This is a genomic window from Clostridium weizhouense, from assembly GCF_019431045.1.
Classification (GTDB): Bacteria; Bacillota; Clostridia; order Clostridiales; family Clostridiaceae; genus Clostridium; species Clostridium weizhouense.
In genome coordinates, this window is sequence record NZ_JAHXPT010000014.1 from 80464 (window position 1) to 103868 (window position 23405).

At 25.5% G+C, this 23405-nt stretch carries 21 protein-coding genes, 2 tRNA genes and 1 rRNA gene; 11 read left to right on the plus strand and 13 right to left on the minus strand.

Features of this window, described 5'->3' with window-relative positions; genetic code table 11:
• Positions 1-357 precede the first annotated feature (357 nt).
• Positions 358-433: transfer RNA gene (locus tag KYD98_RS15360), tRNA-Pro, on the plus strand.
• A gap of 149 nt (positions 434-582) precedes the next feature.
• Positions 583-1227, plus strand: coding sequence for an HAD family hydrolase (locus KYD98_RS15365; RefSeq protein ID WP_219780930.1), 645 nt, complete (start codon positions 583-585; stop codon positions 1225-1227).
• Positions 1228-1316: 89 nt separating this feature from the next.
• Here KYD98_RS15365 and KYD98_RS15370 read toward each other — a convergent pair whose 3' ends face one another.
• Positions 1317-2060 (minus strand): peptidylprolyl isomerase, encoded by a 744-nt coding sequence (locus KYD98_RS15370; RefSeq protein ID WP_219780931.1) that lies wholly within the window; start codon positions 2058-2060, stop codon positions 1317-1319.
• 370 nt (positions 2061-2430) lie between these two features.
• Between KYD98_RS15370 and KYD98_RS15375 the strand changes: the two genes are divergently transcribed.
• Complete coding sequence (locus tag KYD98_RS15375) at positions 2431-3108, plus strand: uracil-DNA glycosylase (protein ID WP_219780932.1); 678 nt, start codon at positions 2431-2433, stop codon at positions 3106-3108.
• A gap of 188 nt (positions 3109-3296) precedes the next feature.
• Here the strand turns inward: KYD98_RS15375 and KYD98_RS15380 are convergent, their stop codons facing one another.
• Positions 3297-3512: a hypothetical protein gene (locus KYD98_RS15380; RefSeq protein WP_219780933.1), complete on the minus strand. Its 216-nt coding sequence runs from the start codon at positions 3510-3512 to the stop codon at positions 3297-3299.
• A 460-nt stretch (positions 3513-3972) separates the two neighbouring features.
• Here KYD98_RS15380 and KYD98_RS15385 point away from each other — a divergent pair, with 460 nt between their 5' ends.
• The gene (locus tag KYD98_RS15385; protein ID WP_219780934.1) at positions 3973-4392 is read left to right on the plus strand and encodes a DUF3785 family protein; all 420 of its coding nucleotides are present in this window, start codon (positions 3973-3975) and stop codon (positions 4390-4392) included.
• A 190-nt stretch (positions 4393-4582) separates the two neighbouring features.
• On the opposite strand, the gene KYD98_RS15390 is transcribed toward KYD98_RS15385, so the two are convergent.
• A tRNA-Phe gene (locus KYD98_RS15390) sits at positions 4583-4658 on the minus strand.
• Between the two features lie 5 nt (positions 4659-4663).
• Positions 4664-4780 (minus strand): 5S ribosomal RNA (gene rrf / locus KYD98_RS15395).
• 423 nt (positions 4781-5203) lie between these two features.
• Here rrf and KYD98_RS15400 point away from each other — a divergent pair.
• Together KYD98_RS15400 and KYD98_RS15405 are read left to right on the plus strand one after the other, a co-directional pair.
• A complete protein-coding gene (locus tag KYD98_RS15400; protein ID WP_219780935.1) occupies positions 5204-5911 on the plus strand; it encodes a DUF554 domain-containing protein in 708 nt (235 codons plus the stop codon).
• 142 nt (positions 5912-6053) lie between these two features.
• Complete coding sequence (locus KYD98_RS15405; protein ID WP_219780936.1) at positions 6054-6782, plus strand: NAD-dependent protein deacylase; 729 nt, start codon at positions 6054-6056, stop codon at positions 6780-6782.
• Positions 6783-6896: 114 nt separating this feature from the next.
• Here the strand turns inward: KYD98_RS15405 and KYD98_RS15410 are convergent, their stop codons facing one another.
• Entirely contained in the window at positions 6897-7067 is a 171-nt protein-coding gene (locus KYD98_RS15410; RefSeq protein ID WP_219780937.1) for a (2Fe-2S)-binding protein, read from the minus strand.
• Between the two features lie 372 nt (positions 7068-7439).
• On the opposite strand from KYD98_RS15410, the gene KYD98_RS15415 reads away from it, so the two are divergent.
• Positions 7440-7832 carry a hypothetical protein gene (locus tag KYD98_RS15415; RefSeq protein WP_258049865.1) on the plus strand — a complete coding sequence of 131 codons (393 nt, stop codon included), beginning with the start codon at positions 7440-7442 and terminating at the stop codon, positions 7830-7832.
• 130 nt (positions 7833-7962) lie between these two features.
• On the opposite strand, the gene KYD98_RS15420 is transcribed toward KYD98_RS15415, so the two are convergent.
• From KYD98_RS15420 to fusA, 6 genes are all read right to left on the minus strand, one after another.
• Positions 7963-8973 (minus strand): CPBP family intramembrane glutamic endopeptidase, encoded by a 1011-nt coding sequence (locus KYD98_RS15420; protein ID WP_219780939.1) that lies wholly within the window; start codon positions 8971-8973, stop codon positions 7963-7965.
• 364 nt (positions 8974-9337) lie between these two features.
• A complete protein-coding gene (locus tag KYD98_RS15425) occupies positions 9338-10573 on the minus strand; it encodes a competence/damage-inducible protein A (RefSeq protein WP_219780940.1) in 1236 nt (411 codons plus the stop codon).
• A gap of 54 nt (positions 10574-10627) precedes the next feature.
• A complete protein-coding gene (locus KYD98_RS15430) occupies positions 10628-11236 on the minus strand; it encodes a histidine phosphatase family protein (RefSeq protein WP_219780941.1) in 609 nt (202 codons plus the stop codon).
• A gap of 412 nt (positions 11237-11648) precedes the next feature.
• The gene (locus KYD98_RS15435; protein WP_219780942.1) at positions 11649-12602 is read right to left on the minus strand and encodes an ROK family protein; all 954 of its coding nucleotides are present in this window, start codon (positions 12600-12602) and stop codon (positions 11649-11651) included.
• 113 nt (positions 12603-12715) lie between these two features.
• A complete protein-coding gene (locus KYD98_RS15440) occupies positions 12716-12952 on the minus strand; it encodes a hypothetical protein (RefSeq protein WP_219780943.1) in 237 nt (78 codons plus the stop codon).
• A gap of 307 nt (positions 12953-13259) precedes the next feature.
• Positions 13260-15341, minus strand: coding sequence for an elongation factor G (fusA, locus tag KYD98_RS15445; RefSeq protein ID WP_219780944.1), 2082 nt, complete (start codon positions 15339-15341; stop codon positions 13260-13262).
• Positions 15342-15816: 475 nt separating this feature from the next.
• Between fusA and wsfD the strand changes: the two genes are divergently transcribed.
• The 3 genes from wsfD to KYD98_RS15460 all read left to right on the plus strand — a co-directional run bounded on the left by wsfD (position 15817) and on the right by KYD98_RS15460 (position 21246).
• On the plus strand, positions 15817-17382 hold the full coding sequence (gene wsfD / locus KYD98_RS15450) for a glycan biosynthesis hexose transferase WsfD (RefSeq protein WP_219780945.1): 1566 nt from the start codon (positions 15817-15819) through the stop codon (positions 17380-17382).
• Positions 17383-17756: 374 nt separating this feature from the next.
• Complete coding sequence (locus KYD98_RS15455; RefSeq protein ID WP_219780946.1) at positions 17757-19586, plus strand: LTA synthase family protein; 1830 nt, start codon at positions 17757-17759, stop codon at positions 19584-19586.
• A gap of 292 nt (positions 19587-19878) precedes the next feature.
• A complete protein-coding gene (locus tag KYD98_RS15460) occupies positions 19879-21246 on the plus strand; it encodes a DUF2334 domain-containing protein (RefSeq protein WP_219780947.1) in 1368 nt (455 codons plus the stop codon).
• Positions 21247-21408: 162 nt separating this feature from the next.
• Here the strand turns inward: KYD98_RS15460 and KYD98_RS15465 are convergent, their stop codons facing one another.
• Positions 21409-21852 (minus strand): VanZ family protein, encoded by a 444-nt coding sequence (locus tag KYD98_RS15465; protein ID WP_219780948.1) that lies wholly within the window; start codon positions 21850-21852, stop codon positions 21409-21411.
• Positions 21853-22095: 243 nt separating this feature from the next.
• Positions 22096-22533, minus strand: coding sequence for a hypothetical protein (locus KYD98_RS15470; RefSeq protein WP_219780949.1), 438 nt, complete (start codon positions 22531-22533; stop codon positions 22096-22098).
• Positions 22534-22905: 372 nt separating this feature from the next.
• On the opposite strand from KYD98_RS15470, the gene KYD98_RS15475 reads away from it, so the two are divergent.
• The gene (locus tag KYD98_RS15475; RefSeq protein ID WP_219780950.1) at positions 22906-23301 is read left to right on the plus strand and encodes a hypothetical protein; all 396 of its coding nucleotides are present in this window, start codon (positions 22906-22908) and stop codon (positions 23299-23301) included.
• Positions 23302-23405: the final 104 nt, after the last annotated feature.

Below are 23405 nucleotides of genomic sequence, written 5' to 3' on the forward strand. Positions count from 1 at the left end.
CGGTTCTTATGAACCTTCCCTCCTTTATTATCCTTAAATATGTTTACATATTCTTAATTATATCACTTCATATTAACATGGACAACTTTTCTACATAAGTAATAGCAAGTATTATTTTAATTTTTTTCCTATATAGTCCTAAATTCCTCACTTTTCTAAATTATACTATATATTTTTTAGTATGTAATCATTCACATTAATATAATTTTATATAAGAACAAAACTATCTGTGCTACGTTTCACTGCACAATGGTCTATTTAATCTATAATTTTATTTCATGTACCTAAAATTATAATAATCATACTTTAAAATTACTTGACATAAAATTTAGTAAATATTATAATTAATTGTAATTGCGGGGTGTGGCGCAGATGGGAGCGCGCGTGGTTTGGGACCATGAGGCCGCAGGTTCAATCCCTGTCACCCCGACCAAATATATATTATACATAGAAATTCTTGTTTTTATGAATGAATTTAACTTTAATAATTATATGTAAAATTTAGTTTTTTATTTAAATAGATCTTTTTACTTAAGGGGTTACCCTTAAGTTTTTTTATTATCTAAAAATGGAGGAGATTAAATGTTAAGTAATATTAAAGCAGCAATATTTGATTTAGATGGAACTTTAGTGGATTCTATGTGGGTTTGGGAACAAATAGATAAAGATTATCTTAAAGAAAATGGTTATCACTTACCTAAAGACTTAAAAAATGAAATTACTCATTTGAGTTTTTATCAAACTGCCGTTTATTTTAAGAATAGATTTAATATTAAAGATTCAGTAGAAGATATAATGGATACTTGGCATGATATGGCTTTTAAATATTATGCTAATCACGTTAAATTAAAAGAAGGAGCAAGAGATTTTTTAGACAAGCTAAAAAACTCTGGTATAAAAATTGCACTAGCTACTAGCAATTCTATACCTTTACTTAAAGCTTGTTTAGAAAACAATGAAGTATTCGACTATTTCGATTCAATTACTACTACAGATGAAACATCTGCTGGTAAAGACAAGCCTGATGTATATTTATTAACTGCTAAAAAACTAAATATAAAACCTGATAATTGTATTGTGTTTGAAGATATCCTTCCTGCAATACATGGTGCAAAAGCTGCTGGCATGAAAGTAATTGCTGTAGAGGACTCCTTGAGTATACATTCAAAAGAAGAACTTAGTAGTCATGCTGATAGATATATAAAATCTTTTTTAGAATTAATATAAAGATATAAATACATTACAACTAATTATTTAATCTATAAAATTAAGGCTATGTTTTTTAACATAGCCTTAATACAATATAGTTTAATGTATTATTTTCTTTCAACACCATACTTAGCAGATAATTCTGTTACCATATCTAAATATTTCTTTTGTTGATTTTGTTCTAAAACTTGTTTTACAACTGCATCTTTAATTTGTTCAAATGGAACATTTACTTCTTCATTTTTTTGTTCTACTAATATTAAATGATATCCAAATTGAGTTTTAACTGGTTCACTAACAGTTCCTATTTCTAATGCAAAAGCTGCTTCTTCAAATTCTGGAACCATCATTCCTCTACCAAATGCACCTAAATCTCCGCCTTGTTCTTTTGATGGACAAGTTGAATATTTCTTTGCTGCTTCTTCAAATGATAATCCATTTGTTATTTCTTCTTTTATGTTTTTAGCTTCTTCTTCTGTTTTAACTAATACATGTTTAGCTGATACTGTTGCAGGTTTTACAAACATCTTTTTGTTTTCTTCATAATATTTTTTAGCATCTTCATCTGTAACTGTAACATCTGCTAATACTTTATTGATTGATAATTGAGTTAAAGCTTCTTTAGCTAATCCTTCAATCATTTTTTTATATTCATCTGATTTATCTAATCCTATTTCTTGACCAAATTTATGCATTAATTCAAATGCAATTACTTGTTCTACTAATTGTTTTTTACCTTCTTCACCTTGAAACATAGCTCTTCTTTCAGGAGGATATCTCATTATTATTGAGTCTAAATCCTTATCTGTTATCTCATTTCCAGCAGCTACTGCCCATACCTTATTTTCCATTTAACTTCTCCTTTTATAAAAAAATTTTATATACCTCTATATTTTAACAGTATATATGTTAGCTAACAACCATAAAATTACCAAGATGACTGTAATAGTATTTATTTTACTTATATTCACTGTAATACTTTTAAGAGAAATGTTACACTGGATACATTTCTTTTTTATAATTAAGGCACATGAAATAAAATACTAGATCAAAGAGGTGTTGTATATTTTGTGTTAGACAAGGAAGTAAATTTAGTTAATAGTAAGCTATTGCTAAATTTACTGACGCAGTATCACACAAAATAGCCGAGCATACTGGTCTATTATTTTTTGAATGTGCCTAAATATCCTAAAACATGATATACTAATTATGGGTGATATTATGTCAGAAATATTAAAAAATGATTGGAAAGATTACATATCAGATGAATTTGAAAAAGAATATTATCTTAAACTAAGGAAAGTACTTGCTCATGAGTATAAAACTAGAACTATTTATCCAAATATGTATAATATATTCAACGCTTTGCATTATACTAAATTTAAAGATGTAAAAGTTGTCATTTTAGGTCAAGACCCTTATCATGGTCCAAATCAAGCACATGGATTAAGCTTTTCTGTTAATCCCGGAGTAAAAACTCCCCCTTCATTACTTAATATATATAAAGAATTAAATAATGACTTAGGGTGCTACATACCTAACAATGGTTACTTAAAAAAATGGGCTGACCAAGGTATACTATTATTAAATGCAGTATTAACAGTTCGAGCAGGTGAAGCTAACTCACATAAAGGGATAGGCTGGGAAATATTCACTGATAATATTATAAAATTGTTAAATACTAGTGAAAAACCTATTGTTTTTATTCTTTGGGGAAATAATGCTATAAAAAAACAAGAGCTTATAACTAATCCAAAGCATTTCATTGTAAAATCAGTTCATCCTAGTCCACTATCTGCCTCTAGAGGTTTTTTTGGTAGTAAACCTTTTTCGAAAACAAATAAATTTTTGATAGATACTAATCAAACTCCAATAGATTGGCAAATTGAAAATATTTAAAAGACATCCTTGATATATTTACCATCTTATTTGATGCGTATAACTTTCTAGTCATATATAAAAAGTTCTTAAAATCAGTTTTCCTTAAAGTTAAATTGATTCTAAGAACTTTTTATTTATATATATTTATTAAATTTATCTATAATCTACATAAATACTAATAGTACATATAACTTTATATAATAATACTATATTTTTAAAAAATCTATGTTCTTTTTCTTTTTATTTTCTTCTACTTTAGAGTAAATTAATGAGCTTACTATTCCTACTACTCCACCAAAAGCAAAATAAAATACTGTATTATCTAAAAGTGCACCTACTACCGTTCCAATTCCAACACCAATTGCAATTCCTTTAGCTAAGTTTTCGCATTCTTTATCACTTAACATTAATTTTTCTAACATAAACTCATCTCCAATCTATTTAAAATTTTATCTATGTATATTATAATCTTTTTACCTTAAGACTTTCTTAACTCAAACTTAATCATTTCTTATTATGGTATTATTATACATTATTTATAAGGTTTTTTTGTTACATATTTATGTCCTATTTATTACAAAATAGTTTCATTTTTTAATTATAAACTTTATTAATCATATTCTAATTGAATCAATACAGTTATCTTTTTATTATTATAGAAAGTAAATATCTATATTAGCATTAGTATCTTAAAATAATATATAGTAATTCTTCTAAATATGTTCCTTATATAAATGAGTAAAGTTTAATAGAACTTATATATTTTTATTTTATATATGTTAATATATATGTGTTATTAAGTTTAGGCACATGAAATAAAATAATAAAACAAAGATACGTTATATATTATTTTTGAATGTACCTTATTTTAAGGAGGATTTTATGAACTATAAATTTGTATATAATGATAAAGAATACATATTATCTGAAGAAAATTGTGATGGTATATTTTTTGAAACTACTGAAGATGATAAAGAAATTGATGGCATATCATTAGATATTATATTATCAGCTTTATCTCAAGGAGAGAATGTAGAATTTACAAAAGAATATTATTCTGGTAAATGTGAATGTAATAATCAAGAGAATTTAAACAAATCTTATGGATATTTAGAATATCATTTTTATATCTATACAAAGAATTTAAATTATGTAATAAATACACTATGCGAAGAATATAAAAACACTTCTTATAATAAGCTTTCTAGAGAAGGTAAAATAGATGATAGTTATATAGTTAGTGTAATTGTATGCCCATGTTGCTCTAATTACTTAATTGATATAGAACAATGTACTGTTTAATATACTTCTATTTAACTATTATATTAAAGATATAAAATCTCTATTAATAATATTAAAATTTCTTTAATAAACTAACAAAGAACTGTTATCCTCTATATTAATACTTATATTAATATAGAGCTTATCTTTAACTTTTAGAAAAATTTAAAATTAAGTAAAATAAAAAGCACTAACTAAGTTAGTGCTTTTTTGGTGGCTCGAACTGGAATCGAACCAGTGACACGAGGATTTTCAGTCCTCTGCTCTACCGACTGAGCTATCGAGCCATATTACCTGGCAATGTCCTAATCTCCCACACAGTCTCCCATGCAGTACCTTCGGCGCTATAGACCTTAACTGTCCTGTTCGGAATGGTAAGGAGTGTTACCTCTATGCCGTTACCACCAGATCACAAGTAGTATTATATAAGGATATTATACTTATGTCAACAGTTTTTAGAAACTTTTTTATATTTTCTTGTTTTTATTACTATTTCATATACTTATAAATCAGACTATATCTAGTATAATGCTGCAATTAACATTAAATAAATTTTTATAAAAAATTCATACTTTTATTTATAATAATACACTCTATTAATTATTTTTATTTTATAATTTCTATCTATTTTAAATTATTAATCTTATTTGACGCATATTTAAAAAATAATAGACTAGCATAATTATCTATTTAATAAACTCTATATTAAAAGTAATAGACAACTTGCATTTTTTATTATTTTATGTTAAATTACCTTATCTTTTGCAAAAGTATATATATTATATCTATGTACAAACAAGTACACAAGATATTTAAGAAAGAAGGTGTTAATATGCCAATAGGTGTATTTATAGATTGCTTATGTATTCTAATAGGAGGTACTATTGGAGCTTACTTAAAAAATAAAGTACCAACAAGGATTATTGAACCTTTAAATATAATTTTTGGTATTTCTGCTATTGCAATTGGGATTGTAGCTTTTATTAAATTAAACTCTCTTCCAACTGTTATCTTATCTATTATTTTAGGCACATTAATAGGGGAATATTTAAACTTAGAAGATAAAATTAAATTACTATTCGAAAACGTATTAAATAAATTAAACTTTAAAATTCCAAAAAACATCAATAGCGATGATTACATGAAATTTTATTTAATTGTAGCTGTAACTTTTTGTGCAAGTGGTACTAACATATTTGGTGCAATCAATGAAGGTTTAACTGGTGATATGACTATTTTGATTTCTAAGGCTACTATGGATATTTTTGCATCTTTTATTTTTGCAACAACACTTGGTTATGCAATGAGTATAATCGTAATACCTCAATTTATTTTTTTATCACTATGTTTTTATTCATCTCATATAATTATGCCCTTTATAACTGAATTAATGCTATCTGATTTTATTTCAGTAGGTGGGCTTATGACATTCATTTTAGGGCTAAGTATTGCTAAAATAAAGAGTGTAAGTGCTGTAAATCTTTTACCCTCTTTATTAATTGTTCTACCAGTATCATATTTATTTAGTATACTTCTTTAAATTTTAAGAATATAAAACCTACTCAGTTATAAGAATACAAAAAGTTATTAAATATATTTTATTTATTATTTTCTATCTAATTCATTTTTCCAAATAATTGTGCAATAATAATAATTATAAATATATTTTTAGAGGTGTTGTTATGAGCATTCAAAAATTAGCACAAATTTTAAAAGAAAGTAATAATATAGTTTTCTTTGGAGGTGCAGGTATGAGCACTGAATCAGGTATTCCTGATTTTAGAAGTGCTAATGGTTTATTTAATAAAAGACTTAATATGACTTTTTCTCCAGAGCAATTAGTATCTCATACATTCTTTATTAGATATCCTGAAGAATTTTTCAACTTTTATAAAGATAAACTTATATATGAAGATGCTAAACCTAATGAAGGACATTTAGCACTAGCAAAATTAGAAGAAATAGGAAAACTAAAAGCTATAGTTACTCAAAATATAGATGGGTTACATCAAGCAGCTGGAAATAAAACTGTATTTGAGCTGCATGGATCTGTTCAGAGAAACTACTGTATTAAATGTAATGCCTTTTATGATACTAAATTTATTTTAGAATCTAAAGGTATTCCTACTTGTACAAAATGTGGTGGAACTGTAAAACCAGATGTTGTTTTATATGAAGAAGGTTTAGATGAATCTACTATTCAAGGTGCAGTTAAAGCTATATCACAAGCTGATACTTTAATCATAGGTGGGACTTCATTAGTTGTTTATCCTGCTGCTGGACTTATTGATTATTTTAATGGTAAAAATCTTGTACTTATAAATAAGAGTAGTACTTCTGCCGATTCTAAAGCAGATTTAGTTATCCATGATTCCATTGGAAAAGTTCTAAGTGAAGCTCTTAAGGCATAATCAAAAAAAAATAACAAGTTCATATGCCTAAACTAATTTAAAAATTTTAAAACACAGTAAAGAAAAACTGTAGTAAATACATAAAAATATGTTTTTACTACAGTTTTTTTATATTTATTTAGATAATATTATTCCTTCAATCTTATCTGTACAACATCCACAACATGTGCCTGCACTAGTTTGATCTTGTACTTCCTCTAATGTTTTAGCACCATTATCTACAGCATTCTTAATATCTTGTACTGTTACATTTAAACATCCACATACAACTTCATTCATATCCATTTCATTCATTCTCCCTTTAACCTTTTATTTTAAGTAAGATAATAAGTAATTTATCTTATGAATATATTTTAATATATTATTCTTTATTAATCAATAGTAATTATTAATTAATATTAAATATTTTTGATTATTTTGTTACAAAATAATTTAATTATATAATTATACTTTCACTTCTATCCATAAGATTTATAATAAAACCTCAACACTATTTTAAAAGATAGCAATTAATCAAAACATAGACAATTGTATAAATAAATTAGTATGGTATTTTTATTAATAGTTATCAATATATTTTAAATGATAACTATTATAGGAGATTTTTTAATGAACTTTATATTATTTTTATTATTCATTTTGCTAGTGGGGGGAGGCATGTTTTTCTTAATTTCTTCTTATGAACAAAAACTTTCTAATTTACATCATCAATTAGTTGTTAGTAAAAATCAATTATCTAAATTGCAAAAAGAATATAAGGACTTAACTTCTTTTAAAAAAGATTTTTCGATTAAATTTATTAATGTTGATAAACATTCAGGAATAGTAGCTAAAGACTCTTTACTTTATCTATCCCCAACAAATCTGTCACCTATTTTACAAAAATTAAATATAGCAATGGAAGTTCGCATTTTAGATAAAGTACTTTATGATAATGATGTTTGGTATTATGTTGCACTTCCTATAGATACTGATATTAATTCAAGAGGCTGGGTTCTTGAAAGTTGTTTTTCTAATTTTTCACATGAAATCACAGACATTATTAGATGATAAAAAGTTTAAAGTCCATCAAATAAAAGCTTATTTGATGGACTTTAAGTTTAATATGTTCTTTAATTAAATACTATTACTAACAATACATAATTAGTTTTTCCGCTTATTATAAAACACCATAAATATATTATTTAACTAATATATATCTTGCATAAATCTCAATACTCATATATATAAGATATATAACTATTGTAACTACAAGTGGCCAATTAATTATTTTATCATAAGCTTTGTCTTTAACCACAATATTTTTATTATCATATGATATATATTCTTTATATGAGATTCCATTACATGCTAATATATTATTACTAAATCCTTCTTTTCTTTGATCATTAATCTTTTTAATTTTCTTAAGTAATAATATTGTTAATATTCCTGATATTAGTCCTATAATAGAATATTCACCTAATAAAACTAGCTTTTCCTTAATAGACAGTGATTTAATAGCTATTTGTTCTGCTGACTCTTGAATTCCAAATTTAGCATTAACAAATGTTAAAACTTTTTGCATTACAACAGATGTACCATTAATCATAAAATGGAATGTCATAGAAGCAAATATACTATTTGTTATTCTAACTAAATAAGCTAAAATTCCACCTAATACAGCTGCATATAAAAATTGTTGACCATTTAAATGGAATATTCCAAAAAATAATCCTATTACTATACAAGTCTTAAAATCACTTTTATCATCATATCCCGCTTGAACTATTCCCCTTAATGTTATTTCTTCAGTTATAGCCGGCATAACAGCCATTAAAAGCAACATTACTATAAATGATGTTGATGATATCTCAGATACAAAATTAGCTATATCATTTTCAAAGAAAAAAGAAGTTATTAAAGAAAATAGAGTTACTAATGGTTGACATAATACTGATAAAGCTATAATTAAAAAGAAATCTTTTAAATGTAATTTATTTAACTTAAATGTTTGTTTTATATCTGGTTTAACAATTAAAACATATAATATTGCTGGTAATATAAATAAAACCATATGATTTAGAAATAATTGAAGTCTTATATCACTTATACCAATGGCATTATAAATATTAATTAAAAAAAATGGTGCTATTATTTCTCCTAATAAAATTACTAAAAAATATAAATTTGCTCTAAATGTTTTTTTCATATTGACCCCTTATTAATATAATAAATATTATAAAAATCACTAAAATCTATTAATTTTATCTATAAACTAATTTAAATGATTCTTATTTTTTTCTTTGTAATATTAATTATATTTCTATTAATGTTTTTTAATGAGTAAATTTAAAATCTAATGTATAAATAAGTATTTGTTTGGAGAGAATTTATAATGAAGTAACTAACTTCAATATTTAATCGCCTCTCCCCCCATTTTATTTATATACCAAATTTTATTCCTCTTGCTATGTGCATATTAAAAGTACATAGCAGGAGGAATTGTTTTATATTAATATAACTTAATAACTGTTCATTCTAATAAACTTTATACTAAACTATTAACTTTATTTTTAAATAGACATAAGGCCTCTTCTAACCATATCTAATCCTCTTATTGTAGCTTGAGTTCTTACCTTATTTCTATCTCCCTTAAAAATATGCTTTTCAACACTTACTTTTCCTTTTATATAAAGCCCTATATATACTAAACCAACTGGCTTTTCATCTGTTCCACCACCTGGACCTGCAACTCCAGTTGTAACTATACTAACATCAGTATTAGAGGTTTTAGCAACACCTTCTGCCATTTCTTTAGCTGTTTCATAACTTACTGCGCCATACTTATCTAAAGTGTCTGTACTAACATTGAGTCTGCTATGCTTAGCTTCATTAGAGTATGTTACACATCCTTCTAAAAATACCTCAGATACTCCTGGATAAGAGACTAACTTAGCTGCTATCATTCCACCTGTACATGATTCTGCAGTTGATATTGTTAGCTTTTTATCTATTAACATCTTAGAAACTACCTCTTCTATCGGCTCTTCTCCTATAGTATATATGTTTTCACCTAATCTATCTTGTATTTCTTTTATAACAGGCTCAATTAACTTCAATGCTTTATTCTCATTACCAGCCTTTGCCGTTACTCTTAATGTTACTTCTCCTTCTTTTGCATATGGTGCTATCGTTGGATTTGTTTGCTTATCTATTAAATCTTGAATCTTTTCCGCTACTGAGCTTTCCCCGATTCCTATTATCTTTATTGTTCTTGAGACTAAAGTAGTATCACTCTTAGCTTTTAAATAAGGCATAACACTATTTTCAAACATAGGTTTCATCTCATTTGGTGGTCCTGGCATAATAATCATTATTTTATTATTTTCTTCAATAATAGTTCCAGGTGCAGTACCATTATTATTTTCGATTACAATTGAATTTTCTGGATATAAACCTTGCTTTAAATTACTTTCAGGCATTTCTTTACCCATAGTCTTAAAATATCTTTTTATTTTTTCAATAGATTCTTCATGTGCAATTAACTTTTTATTAAAATACTTTGCAGCAACTTCCTTTGTCATATCATCTTTAGTTGGTCCAATACCTCCAGTTGTTATAACTATGTCACTTCTTTTAAAAGCATCATCAAAAGCCTTTAAAATTCTTTCTTCATTGTCACCAACAACTTGTTGATTATACATATCTAATCCCAATAAAGCTAACTGTTTTGCTAAATATTGAGCATTAGAATTAATAATATCTCCTAATAAAATCTCTGTTCCTACAGCTATTATTTCAACTCTCATAAATCGTCCCTCCTATATTTATGTAGACCTAATGACTTTAATATTGAATTATATTTATATTTTCTCTGTATGACTTTTATCATTTTTAAATAGTATGTTATATTTATTATCTTCTTTTACTATTTTAGTCAAAGAAGCTTGTCCGTATACACCCTTAATTTCAGATTCAAATTCTATAAAGTAACTCATAATTACCTTTAACGCCATTCCATGCGAAACTATCATTATTGTTTTTCCTTTTTCTTTTTCTAAAATATCATTCAATACTTTAAATACTCTTTTTTCAACATCTAAAATAGTTTCTCCATTTATACCCTTTACTTCTCTATTACCAATAAACAATTCCTCTAAAAGATTTGATTCTCCTATTTTAGGTAATTCAGTTACTGACGTTCCTTCAAAATCACCAAATGAAATTTCTTTTAGTTCATCACAAGTAACTATTGGTGTGTTATTAGGATCTGCTATAATCTTTGCAGTATCTAATGCTCTCTTTATTGGACTTGAATATATAATATCAATTTTTTCATCTCTAACTCTATCCCTTAAGCATCTTGCTTGATTTAAACCTTTATCAGTTAATGGTGAATCCTTACTCCCTTGAAGCCTTTTTTCAGTATTCCATTTTGTTTCACCATGTCTTGTTAAAAATATTGTTGTCATATCTTCACACTCCCTCTAAGACATATCCAAAAATTTAATTATTATATTTTTGATTATGCCTAATATTCCTTAGATATAATTCTACAATATTTATACTATATCTTCTAGTAATAATGTCTATAAAAAAGTGGCTACTCCATGTTTCAATTGATAATTTACAGTTGACAATGCACAATTATGGTTGAAAGCCATAGGCTTTCTTTAATATATATTATTTAGAAATCACTTAGTGATTTCATCCTACATTGTCAATTGTCCATGGTCCATTGTCAATTCAAAAATATCTCCATAACATTATATTTTTTCAGCCTTTCAAGCTTCAAAAATTCTATAATTTCCTCTAAAGAATAAAAAATAAAACCATTTATCATAATAACAACATGATAAATGGTTTTAGGAATATATATTTATATTATTTTCCTTCAGTTTCAAGTAAAGCTAATGCTACAGCACCTATAACTCCAGCATCTGTTCCTAAGCCTGCTGGAACAATCTTAACAGCTTCAGCCATTGATTTAAAACATCTCTTATTAACTACTTTTCTTACTGTATCAAAAACCACTTGTCCTGCTTTTGACACTCCACCACCAATAATAATTATTTCTGGATCAAAAATAGATACTGCATTTGCAACAGCTATACCTAAATAATTTAAAGCATTATCTATAATATCTTTTGATACTTCATCTCCTGCAGCAGCTTCTACAAATACTTCATATGAAGTAATATGATCATATTTTCTTAATGATGTTTCAACTTTAGTACTAACTGCTTCTTGGCCTCTTTTTCCAATTGCAGTTCCTGATGAAGTTGCTTCTACACATCCAATATTACCACAATTACATCTTGGACCATCTGGAGCTACTGTCATATGTCCTATTTCTAAAGCATTAGATGTATTACCTCTGTATATCTTACCATCTAATACAGCTCCTCCACCTACTCCAGTGCTTACAGTGAAAAACAATACATTTTTAGCACCTTTTCCTGCACCAAACATATATTCACCAATAGTAGCAACATTAGCATCATTATCTAAGAATACTGGCACTCCGAACTTATTTTTTAATGGTTCTACTAAATTAAAATTCTTAAATGGAAGATTCGGTGTATATATTATTATTCCTTTTTCCGCATCAAGAGGTCCTGGTGAACCTATCCCAATTGCCTTTACATCTTGATAAGTTGCTCCACCATCTTTTATAACTTTATCTACTGATTCTATAATTCTATTTAATACAGGAATTTCTCCTTCATTGGCATTAGTTGGAACTGTAGTTTGACTAATTACTTCTCCATTTAATTTTGAAAGAGCTGTACTAATCTTAGTTCCTCCTAAATCTACTCCTACAACAAACGTCTGCATAATCTTATCCTCCACACTATAAACTTAAACTTTTATGACCGGTAACGGTTCTAGCATTTATATATTATACTATATTATTTCGTGTAAAGGAAATCAAATTTGTAAATTTACTACTATTTCTGTTTATATGCGTTAATAGAGTAATCTCCTAATGAATCATATCCCTCATTAATTATTTCAAATTTATTATCTTTAAGCATAGAATTTATTACATTTATATTATTTCTATTCTCTTTATTTATTCTTATTATAAAATTGTCACCGCTATCTACAATATTAAGATAATCAAAAATATTGCTATAATCACTTAGTTCAAGATTACCTTTAATATCCATGCTGTAATCTGACATATATACCCCTCCACCTCTAATAGGAAATTTTAATGCACTAATTCATATAATTTATTATTCCTTATATGAACAGTTTTATTCTATAATATGTATATGTAAAAAAAGATATAAATACCAGAATTATACTGATATTTATATCTTTTTATTGTTGTTAAGGCATAATCAAAAAACAATAAGTTCATATGCCTAAATGCTATATTTTTAATAGTTATGTGTTAATTATTATAATTTATTCTTTAGTAATATTTTAAATAAATATTTATACTAATATATTACTCTTATTTCAAAATATGCATGATTATTTTGATTATTTTTCATCAGAATTTAATTCCTCTATAACTTTAATTGCCTCAGATTCAGGAACCTCTTCATATCTTACAAATTCTTTCTTAAAGTTTCCACTTCCATGTGTAATTGATCTTAAATCAGTAACATATCTAGTTATTTCAGAAAGTGGAATCTCCGCTGTTATTTCTTGCTTAGAATTCTTTGGTTCCATTCCAATTACTCTTCCTCTTTTTTTATTAATATCACCAATTACATCTCCCATATATTCATCAGGTATTTCTACTTGTAACTTCATAATAGGCTCTAATAATATAGGTTTAGCTTTTTCTAATCCCTTTTTATAAGCTAAAGAGGCTGCAATTTTAAATGCCATTTCTGAAGAATCTACTGGATGATATGATCCATCGTGTAAAGTAGCCTTAAGTCCTATAACAGGGCACTTAGCTAATACCCCATGTTCTATACATTCTTTTAATCCTTTCTCTACAGCTGGAATAAAATTCCTTGGAACTGCACCTCCAACAACTTTATCTACAAATTCTAAATCGTTTTCTCCATCTGTTCTTGGCTCAAATTTAATTACAACATCTCCATATTGCCCATGTCCTCCAGATTGTTTTTTATGTTTACCTTGAACATCTGCTGACGATTTGATTGTTTCTCTATATGGTATTTTAGGCTCTCTTAAAAGTATATCTACTCCAAATTTATTTTTTATTTTACTTGCAATTATATCTATATGAGTTTCTCCAAGTCCAGAAACTATTATCTCTGCATTTTCACTATCTCTTTTTATTTCAAAAACAGGATCTTCATCCTTTAATTTAGTTAATGCCTGAGAAATTTTATCTTCATCACCTTTAGCCTTTGGCATTACTGACATAGAAAATACAGGTACTGGAAAATTCATCTTATCATATACTAATTTAAAGTCATTACTACATAGTGTATCTCCTGTCTCTGTATATTGTAGTTTTGATATAGCACCTATGTCCCCTGCTATAATTCTTTTAGTTGGAATTTGATTCTTTCCTCTAATAAAACATATATGAGAAAGTTTTTCATTTTTATCTTTATTACTATTTAAAATAACCATGTCTTCATTTGCTTCACCAGTTATAACTCTAAAAAATGATATTTTCCCTACAAATGGATCTGCTATCGTCTTAAATACAACTGCTGAAAAAGGCTTATCTTGATCTAAATTTACAAAAATCTCTTCATTATTATTCATATCTAAAGCTTTTTGTGGAATTGAATATTCTGGAGATGGTAAACACTCGATTATTTCCTTAATTAATGAATCTATTCCTATAACTTTTAAGGCACTTCCGCACATAACTGGTGCAATTTCTCCATTAGCACATCCCTTTATTAAACCCTTATATATTTCTTCATCACTTAATGTACCTTCACTAAAATACTTATCAAGTAAATTTTCATCAGTTTCAGCAACAGCTTCAATAATCATCTCTTTACATTTTTCTATTTCATCATTTAATTCTTCTGGAATCTCTATAGTCTTTGTTTGCTTAGTTTTAATATCATATATTGTTGCTTCTTTTGAAATAATGTTAACTACTCCTCTAAAATCTTCTTCAGATCCTATTGGATATTGAATTGGCACAACGCTTATTCCAAATCTTTCTTTAAGATTTCCTAAAACATTATTAAAATTAGAGTTTTCTCTATCTAATTTATTTATAAAAAATGCTCTTGGTAATTTTATTTTATTGCAATATTCCCAAGCTTTTTCAGTGCCTACTTTTATTCCTGATACTCCACTAACAACTATCATGGCTACATCTACAGCTCTCATTCCCTGAATACATTCACCTTCAAAGTCATAATATCCAGGAATATCAATAAAATTTATTTTTACATTGTCTAATTCAACTGGTGCTACTGAAAGTGATATTGATATTTTCCTTTTCTTTTCTTCATTATCAAAGTCTAAAGTTGTTGTTCCATCCTCAATATTTCCTAATCTATCGATTATTTTAGAATGATATAAAATGCTTTCTACTAAAGAAGTTTTTCCTGTTCCACTGTGTCCCATTAGTCCTACATTTCTTAAGTTTTTAATACTATAATCTCTCATAAACTCCTAGCCAATATTATAATTTTTGCTATAATCTGGCCTCCACCTGCCTTTCTCAAATAAACTGATTCAAAATAGTTTAGCAGTATTAAGCTTTTTATGCTCGCTCATATAATAACTGCATTAATTTAGATAAGCTGTTTATAAGTTTAAAATTAAAAGATATATTCTTTTAATTTAATCAAAAACAAATTATTACTTTGCTTTTAATATAAGTATATGAAGCATTTTTCTAGATAATTATAATATTCTATATATATTTTTAAACTCCTTTTATTTTTCTAAATATTCAGAAAACTATATTTGTTTTTTATTCCTATTTTTTGCATTATATCAACTATTGATTATTAAATTTATTTTAGTATCATAATATAGTTAAGTACGTAACTTCAAAGTTTAAATTATGAGTTAAATTAATGATTATATTTTAAAGACATAACTAAGATTTAATGTTATATATGGAGGGTAATTTTTAATGAAGGCTGAAAGAAAATTTAAAAATAATTATGAATCATATCTTTTATTAAGTTTTATAATTATATCTATATGTATAATATCATTTGTCTTATTTAAATCACCTCAATTAGGTGTTGCAGATCAAGGAGATTTTGACAGAGTAATGAATAGTTCTGGATTATCATTACTAGATTCATATAGCTCAAATTCAAAATTTAATAGATTTTATAATTATATAATTACAGATTATATAATTACAGATAATTTTGATTATCCGATAACTATTGTTAGTTCTAGTCTAACCTGGTTAATAGCATTAATAAGTTTTATATGTAAGTTATTAAATCAAAATATTTTTAAGACACAATACTTAGCTGTGGCTTATAGTATTCTTTATATATTCTCAATAACTATGATATTAAAATATTTAAATATCAAAAATAAATTTAAACTTACTTTAATATCACTATTAACACTTTTTATTCTTTTTGATGGTAATTACATACTTTGGTTTAATAGTTTATATGGTGAACCTATGATGCTTACTACCCTATTAATCTTTATCGCAACTTGTTCATATTATATAGATTATAAATATGTTAAAAAAAACACAGATAAATTAACATCAAAATTAGTACTAATCATACTAGCTGGATTTTTATTACTCGGTTCAAAAATGCAGTTACTTACAGCTTTACCATTTTTAATAGTTTTAATCTCTAAAATTTTAATAGATAATTGTAATCTATTATCTAAGCGTAATTTTATATTACTTATAGTATTATTTTTAATTATGATTATTTATCCTCTTAAAATTAATGCAGTAAATACAAATATAAGTAAAGATACTCAATATAATTCTGTATTTTTTGGAATCTTAAATGAATCTAAAACCCCAAAGCAAGATTTAATAGATTTGGGTCTTAATCCAGATATGGCTGTCGAAGCTGGAAAACATTCTTATTTAGATGAAAGCGAATACGTAAAATATGTTCCCAAAACAGAAATTACTGAACAAGAGTTTTATAGTAAAATGAAGAATTCTAAATTAGCAAAGTTTTATTTAACTCATCCCATAAGACTTATTAATGGTTTAAAATATACAGCTAGTAAAGCATTTTATACTGGTACACCATTAGGTAAAACTTCAATAAAATATAGCAAAGAACCTATAATAGAATTTAATAGATTTACTAATTGGTCATATTTTAGAGAAAATTTTATACCTAAAAAGTTATCATTTATAATAGCAACATTTATTATTGTATTTTTATTTTCATTATATAAATATTTTAAAAATAAAAATAATCTTGAACTTAGAAATAAAATATTTTTACTTTGGATAATTATGTTAATAGGTACTGTTCAATTTCCTATGCCTTTTGTTGGTAATGGAAAAGCTGATACTGCTAAACAATTATTCTTGTTTAATTTTATTTTTGATATTTTATTAATAATAATTGCTTGTTATATATTTTCAAAAATATTAACCTTATATAAATTGTGTTACAGTAGAAAATTTAAATTTTCTATGAAAAAAATTATATTGTTCATCTCCAATATTCAAAATTTAATGTTGTTATAATTTATTCAAATATTGTTTCTGAAATTTCATTTGCCTTTCCCCAATATACCATTTTTATATTTTGCTTTATTATATTTCTTTATTTTTTATAAACTCACTTATTTTAAAACTTTCTAATTCCCCGATTTTTATTTCTTTGATACCTCCAATAGTATCACCATACCAACCTGAATAATCTTTATAACTTTCAATATATTTTTCAAATAAAGATTGTTTCTTTTTAGCAAAATATTTTATAATTAAATACCTTATTGGGGTTACTAGCATTACTAAAAAAATAAAAAGTTTAACTCAAGTATTAGTATCTTGGTTAAACTTTTTATTTAAGTTATAATATATGTAGAAAATAAAATAGAAATTAATGGAGAATAAATATGAAAAAAAATTTAAAAAATATTTTTAGAAGTAATTGGTTATTTATATTTATGATAATTATACTTCAAATTAAATCTATGACATTATTATCTATGCTTAGAACTCCAAATTCATCAAGCATAAGTTTAAAAAGTATTTATTTTACGCCCCCTATAATTTGGGCACACATAGCCATAATAGCATTAGTTTGTAGTCCTATCTTTCTCTTTAAAAAGAAATATGAATTAAATGCTGCTATAACTATAGATATTTTAATTACAATTCTTTTTATAGCAGATATATGGTACTATCGAGCTAACGGAACTTTTTTATCTATTAGACATTTAATACATAATGAGATATTCAATCCTATAGGTAAAAATTTATTTAATTTTAGATTAGTAGATTTAACATTTTTTATTGATTTTATTGTACTCTTTCTTATATATAAATTTATTAGAGTACAAGAGCATCAATATGAAAATGAACAAAGATTTCCTTTAAGAATAATAAAGGCTACATCTATATTCTTAATAAGTTCATTAATTATTGGTATTGGACACTACTATGTAGATATAAATAAGTCAGCATCTGGCAAAAGTTTGTTTAGTTTATCTTGGGCGCCTTTTCAAACATTTAGTGATATGAGCCCTTTAGGATATCATGGATTTGATATTAACTTCTATAAAGATAAGAATAAATCTTTAACTTCTGATGACATAAATAATATTAAGAATTGGTTTAATGATAATAAAGAAAATCTTCCCGATAATGAATACAAAGGCATATTTGAAGGTAAAAATTTAATTGCTTTACAAGTAGAATCATTAGAAAACTTTGTTATAAATCAAAAAGTATATGGGCAAGAAATAACACCTAATTTAAATAAGTTATTATCAAGTAGTCTATATTTTGATAATATATACGAACAAAATAATTCTGGTACAAGCTCAGATGCAGATTTATTAGTTAATACATCTATCTTACCAATAAGACAAGGCACAACTGTATTTTCTTATCCTTGGGATAAATTTAATTCGTTACAGTTATTATTAAAGGATAAAGGTTATAATTCTATTTCTACCCATGCTGAATTACCTGGTAATTGGAATTGGTCAGAAATACATAAGTCATTTGGTGCAGATAAAATATTAGACATAGGAATGTATAATGAAGATGAACTAATAGGATTAGGATTATCCGATGAATCTTACTTAAAGCAGATATCAGAAAAATTAAAAAATGAAAATGAACCTTTTTATGCTTTTATGACTACATTAACCAGTCATGGTCCATTTGAAATGCCTGATGATAAAAAGTATTTAAATTTGCCAAAAGAATTAGATGAAAATATGTTGGGTGCATATTTCCAAAGTTTAAGATATACTGATGAAGCTATAGGAAAATTCTTAGAAGCATTAGATAAAAATAATCAATTAGATAATACTGTTGTTATGATTTATGGTGATCACTGTGGTGTTCATAAATTTTATGAACAGGATATACAAGATTCTCCTTTAGAGGGAGACTGGTGGAAAGATAATCATAAAAAAATACCATATATAATATACTCTAAAGATTTGCAACCAGAAGTAATCTCTAAAGCAGGTGGTCAGTCAGACTTCTTGCCAACAATATCTTATTTACTTGGAATAGATAGAAATGAATTTGAAAATAGTTCTATGGGACGAGTATTAGTAAATACAGAAAGAGATACTACTATTTTAAACTCTGGTGATATTGTGGGTACTCCTAAAGATGATAAAGAACTTAATCATTTAAAAGATACATTTAAAATTGCTAATGATATCATTGAAAAAGATTATTTTAAAAGTTACAAACGTGACTAGTCACAAACTAAGCATTCAAAACAAGAAAACTTAAAAACATTAGAATGAATTTTTGTTTTTATCTAAAAGTCCAAGTAAAAGATTTATTACATTTAAAGTAATAAATCTTTTACTTGGTAAAATTAATTTAAGGCTATTATATGTCTTTTTTAATTTTTATATCCATATTTTTTCATTTAATTCATTTTTTTCATTTAATTCATATTTATCTTGTATGATAAATATTTTACATAAAATAATTTTACAATTTTTAAGCTAATTTATTTATACATAATTAAAAGGAGAAAAACTTATGCAAAAGAAAATACGACTATATATTTTTTCAATATTAATTTTCTCAATATTTATAATTTTTACTTTGTTTTATATTAAATCATTTAGAGAAGAGTTAACTATAATAAATAACACTGTGCACTCTACTTTATTTCCTAAAAATAATTTTAAAAGTACCTATAATGCAAAACTTAAATTTGAAGATAGACCTATAAGTAAAATCAATGGAGTAATATTAAATATACTAGATGAAAATAACATAATTAATGTGCCTATGTTACTTAAATCTCAAAGATATTATATTCCTCTAAAGTTTATTTGTAATAAGCTTAACTATACTCTTGATTCTTCCTCTAATGAAATTTTATTATATAACGATAATAATAAAATTTCACTAACTAAAAATTCTTATATCAAAAATAGCCAAGCTGGTTCTCTTCGTGGTAATCTAATAGATGCTAATGGTACTAAATATATTTCAATATCAGATATAGAACAAATTTTTAATTTAATTGCTGTATTTGATTTTAAAAAGAATAGTATTAGTTTGCTTGATAGCAATGTTAACGCTCCAGAGTCATCTTCAATATTATATAGTAATAAAATTGCTTTAATCCGATTAGAAGATTTCGGATGTGGAGACTCAAATACTATAGACACAAATCAAACAAAAGTAAAATGTATGGCAGATCTTCTTTATTCTGAAGGAATAAAGTTTCATTTAAGTTGGGTGCCTAGATTTAAATCTCCTGAAGAAAATTTTGATAATGACTTATTAACAAATGATAATATAACAAACGTGGGCTTTGTTAATCTTCTAGATTATTTAATTAATAAAGGTGGAGAAATAGGACTTCACGGTTATACTCATCAACATGATAATGAAAAAAGCGGATTTGGTGAAGAAATGTCTAAGGATATAAACAATACAGTCCCAGAAACTAAAGCTATAATTGAAAATGGAATTGAAACTGCAAGTGCTTTAAATATTCCTATTTCATATTATGAAAGTCCTCATTATAGAGAAACTGAACTTCAAAGAAAAACTATTGAAGAGTATTTTCAATTTATATATGAACCTTTTGATAGTTCAAAAGATTATATTTATAAATCCGATGAATATCACTTATTTGTTCCAACTCCTTTAGGATATGTACACGATTCAGATCCTTCATCAATCATTGAAGGGATTAATAATTCAAACCCTAATTTACTTCATAGTTTTTATTATCATCCATTTGTTGAATTAAAACATATAGATTTTAATATTAAAGATAACAAACTAAATGTAACATTTGATGAAAGTTCACCATTACAACAAATAGTTAAAAGTTTAAAATCTAATGATTATAAAACAGTTCATATTGACGAATTTATAAATAAATAATTATGAAAGGACTATCTTAAAAAGCGTCTCATGCATTTAAGATAGTCCTTTGTTTTCACTACTCTCTATAAATTCTTCTGTTAATAAACTGCATTACAATAGTCATACTAATTTAAACTATAATCATTCATTTTACTATATCTATATATAAATTTTTTAATTTTAAAGTTTACCTTTTATTTTGCATTTTAAATTTATTATAACAATTGATAAACTTCCCCCAAGTGTATCAATTATCACATCTCTAAATGCACCTTCTCTACCTTGTATAAATAATTGATGAAATTCATCAGAACAAGCATATAAAAATACTATAAGTAATGATATAAATTTAATTTTTTTATTTATCTTATAATATAAGCTTAATACATTTAAAGTTAAAATTCCTAGAATCATATATTCCAAAAAGTGAGCCATTTTTCTTAATATAAAATTAGCCAATTCTCCAAATAGCCCGTTAAAATTTATACCTAATTTAGATAATATTAATATAGCTGTTGTACTTTGTTTATCTGATATAACTGCCGGCTGATTAGACATGATAAAAATAAAAGCCATCCAACATATCAGCAAACTCCAATAAAATATTTTTTGCTTATTTTTCATTAGTCTCTCCATATATAATATATTTTAAATTGAAGCACATAGAAATTAAATAACAAGTTCAAAGTTAAAATTGATATTTTTCATCAGGCAAGGAGATAAATTGTCCTTATAGCATGTCTATTAGGTCAATTAACAACACAGCATGTAGAAAATAGTTTAGCAAATAGACTTGTTATTTTTTGATTGTGCCTAACCTTATTTAATTATATATTTTTTTACAGGTTATTACTACTAGAAATATTATTATTCACACATATACTTGTTTATATATGCTAATGATTCTTCTAATAATTCTTGTCCTCTTTCTAAACCTTCAACCTTTATTTCTAGATTACATACCCTTTGATCTACCTGATGCATAAGATCTTTAATATCATGTAATAATTTAGCTTCATATGTTACTTGAATGCCATCACTATCAACAAATACTTTTTCTGGTGGATTTCCACATTTAGTACATTTTGCATATAAATTATTACTATCTAAGTCTTTGAATACTTTAAATACATTATTATTACAAGATGAACAACTTGATAACATTTTAAAATCGTAATTATTTGTATCATAATAATATATACTTTCACAGTCCTTACATCTCAATTTTAATTTGTCATCTTGACCATTTATATAAAATTCATTTCCGCTACAACCATCTTTTTCACATACTACTGTTCTTATCATACAAATTACCTCCTATATATTTTATAAAACATAACCATATAAATTTAATATGTTATTAATTTTAAATTTATACCTAAAATAGATATTATGAATAATTTATTCCTATATATAAATCTAACTAAAAATATATTTAAATACTTATAATATATTTGAATAAAAAATATATTATTTTCACCTACTATATATGTTATAGCTATACTTTTTAGATAATTACAAATACTAACTATATTAATGCTATCAGCTAAATAAAAGTTCACTTAAAAATTTTTATAAAAAAATAATAAGTATAATACTATCACTTTTTAAAATCATAATTTTTAAGCTAATAGTATATAAAGTACACTATTTAAAACATTTAGGAGGGTTCAATATATGAAAAAGTTATTTATATTATTTTTAAATTTACTAATAATAACTTCACTCATTTCATGTAAAAAAAACATTTATAACGACGGGATTTTTATAGGAAAAGGTGATAATTATTCATATGGATATGATGATGCCGCTATTAGCATTGATGAAGGAAAAATAGTAGATTTAACATTACGTCATTTTAATCAAAATGGAAAAGAAATTAATTATGAAGAATGGACTGGAAAAGAAGTTAATGGAGTTACTAATCCTAACTTACAAAAATATAGAGGTGACATTATTCAAGAAGTGCTAGAAAAACAATCTGGAGAAATAGATATAATTGAAGAAATCCCTGAAATATCTTCTAATTGGAAATTAGCAATTAATAGAGCATTAGAAAATGCAAAAAAATAAAGCTATGAAAATTCATAGCTTTATTTAAATGGTGGAGATAAAGAGATTCGAACTCTTGACCCCCTGCGTGCAAGGCAGGTGCTCTCCCAACTGAGCTATACCCC

Bases quoted from the DNA above. Each gene is read 5' to 3' on its own strand.
- KYD98_RS15405 (WP_219780936.1), top strand. From the start codon at position 6,054: ATGAGCATTCAAAAATTAGCACAAATTTTAAAAGAAAGTAATAATATA.
- KYD98_RS15435 (WP_219780942.1), bottom strand. From the start codon at position 12,602: ATGCAGACGTTTGTTGTAGGAGTAGATTTAGGAGGAACTAAGATTAGT.
- KYD98_RS15375 (WP_219780932.1), top strand. From the start codon at position 2,431: ATGTCAGAAATATTAAAAAATGATTGGAAAGATTACATATCAGATGAA.
- KYD98_RS15440 (WP_219780943.1), bottom strand. From the start codon at position 12,952: ATGTCAGATTACAGCATGGATATTAAAGGTAATCTTGAACTAAGTGAT.
- KYD98_RS15385 (WP_219780934.1), top strand. From the start codon at position 3,973: ATGAACTATAAATTTGTATATAATGATAAAGAATACATATTATCTGAA.
- KYD98_RS15460 (WP_219780947.1), top strand. From the start codon at position 19,879: ATGCAAAAGAAAATACGACTATATATTTTTTCAATATTAATTTTCTCA.
- fusA (WP_219780944.1), bottom strand. From the start codon at position 15,341: ATGAGAGATTATAGTATTAAAAACTTAAGAAATGTAGGACTAATGGGA.
- KYD98_RS15380 (WP_219780933.1), bottom strand. From the start codon at position 3,512: ATGTTAGAAAAATTAATGTTAAGTGATAAAGAATGCGAAAACTTAGCT.
- KYD98_RS15420 (WP_219780939.1), bottom strand. From the start codon at position 8,973: ATGAAAAAAACATTTAGAGCAAATTTATATTTTTTAGTAATTTTATTA.
- KYD98_RS15455 (WP_219780946.1), top strand. From the start codon at position 17,757: ATGAAAAAAAATTTAAAAAATATTTTTAGAAGTAATTGGTTATTTATA.
- KYD98_RS15475 (WP_219780950.1), top strand. From the start codon at position 22,906: ATGAAAAAGTTATTTATATTATTTTTAAATTTACTAATAATAACTTCA.
- KYD98_RS15365 (WP_219780930.1), top strand. From the start codon at position 583: ATGTTAAGTAATATTAAAGCAGCAATATTTGATTTAGATGGAACTTTA.
- KYD98_RS15415 (WP_258049865.1), top strand. From the start codon at position 7,440: ATGTTTTTCTTAATTTCTTCTTATGAACAAAAACTTTCTAATTTACAT.
- KYD98_RS15400 (WP_219780935.1), top strand. From the start codon at position 5,204: ATGCCAATAGGTGTATTTATAGATTGCTTATGTATTCTAATAGGAGGT.
- KYD98_RS15465 (WP_219780948.1), bottom strand. From the start codon at position 21,852: ATGAAAAATAAGCAAAAAATATTTTATTGGAGTTTGCTGATATGTTGG.
- KYD98_RS15425 (WP_219780940.1), bottom strand. From the start codon at position 10,573: ATGAGAGTTGAAATAATAGCTGTAGGAACAGAGATTTTATTAGGAGAT.
- wsfD (WP_219780945.1), top strand. From the start codon at position 15,817: ATGAAGGCTGAAAGAAAATTTAAAAATAATTATGAATCATATCTTTTA.
- KYD98_RS15410 (WP_219780937.1), bottom strand. From the start codon at position 7,067: ATGGATATGAATGAAGTTGTATGTGGATGTTTAAATGTAACAGTACAA.
- KYD98_RS15430 (WP_219780941.1), bottom strand. From the start codon at position 11,236: ATGACAACAATATTTTTAACAAGACATGGTGAAACAAAATGGAATACT.
- KYD98_RS15470 (WP_219780949.1), bottom strand. From the start codon at position 22,533: ATGATAAGAACAGTAGTATGTGAAAAAGATGGTTGTAGCGGAAATGAA.
- KYD98_RS15370 (WP_219780931.1), bottom strand. From the start codon at position 2,060: ATGGAAAATAAGGTATGGGCAGTAGCTGCTGGAAATGAGATAACAGAT.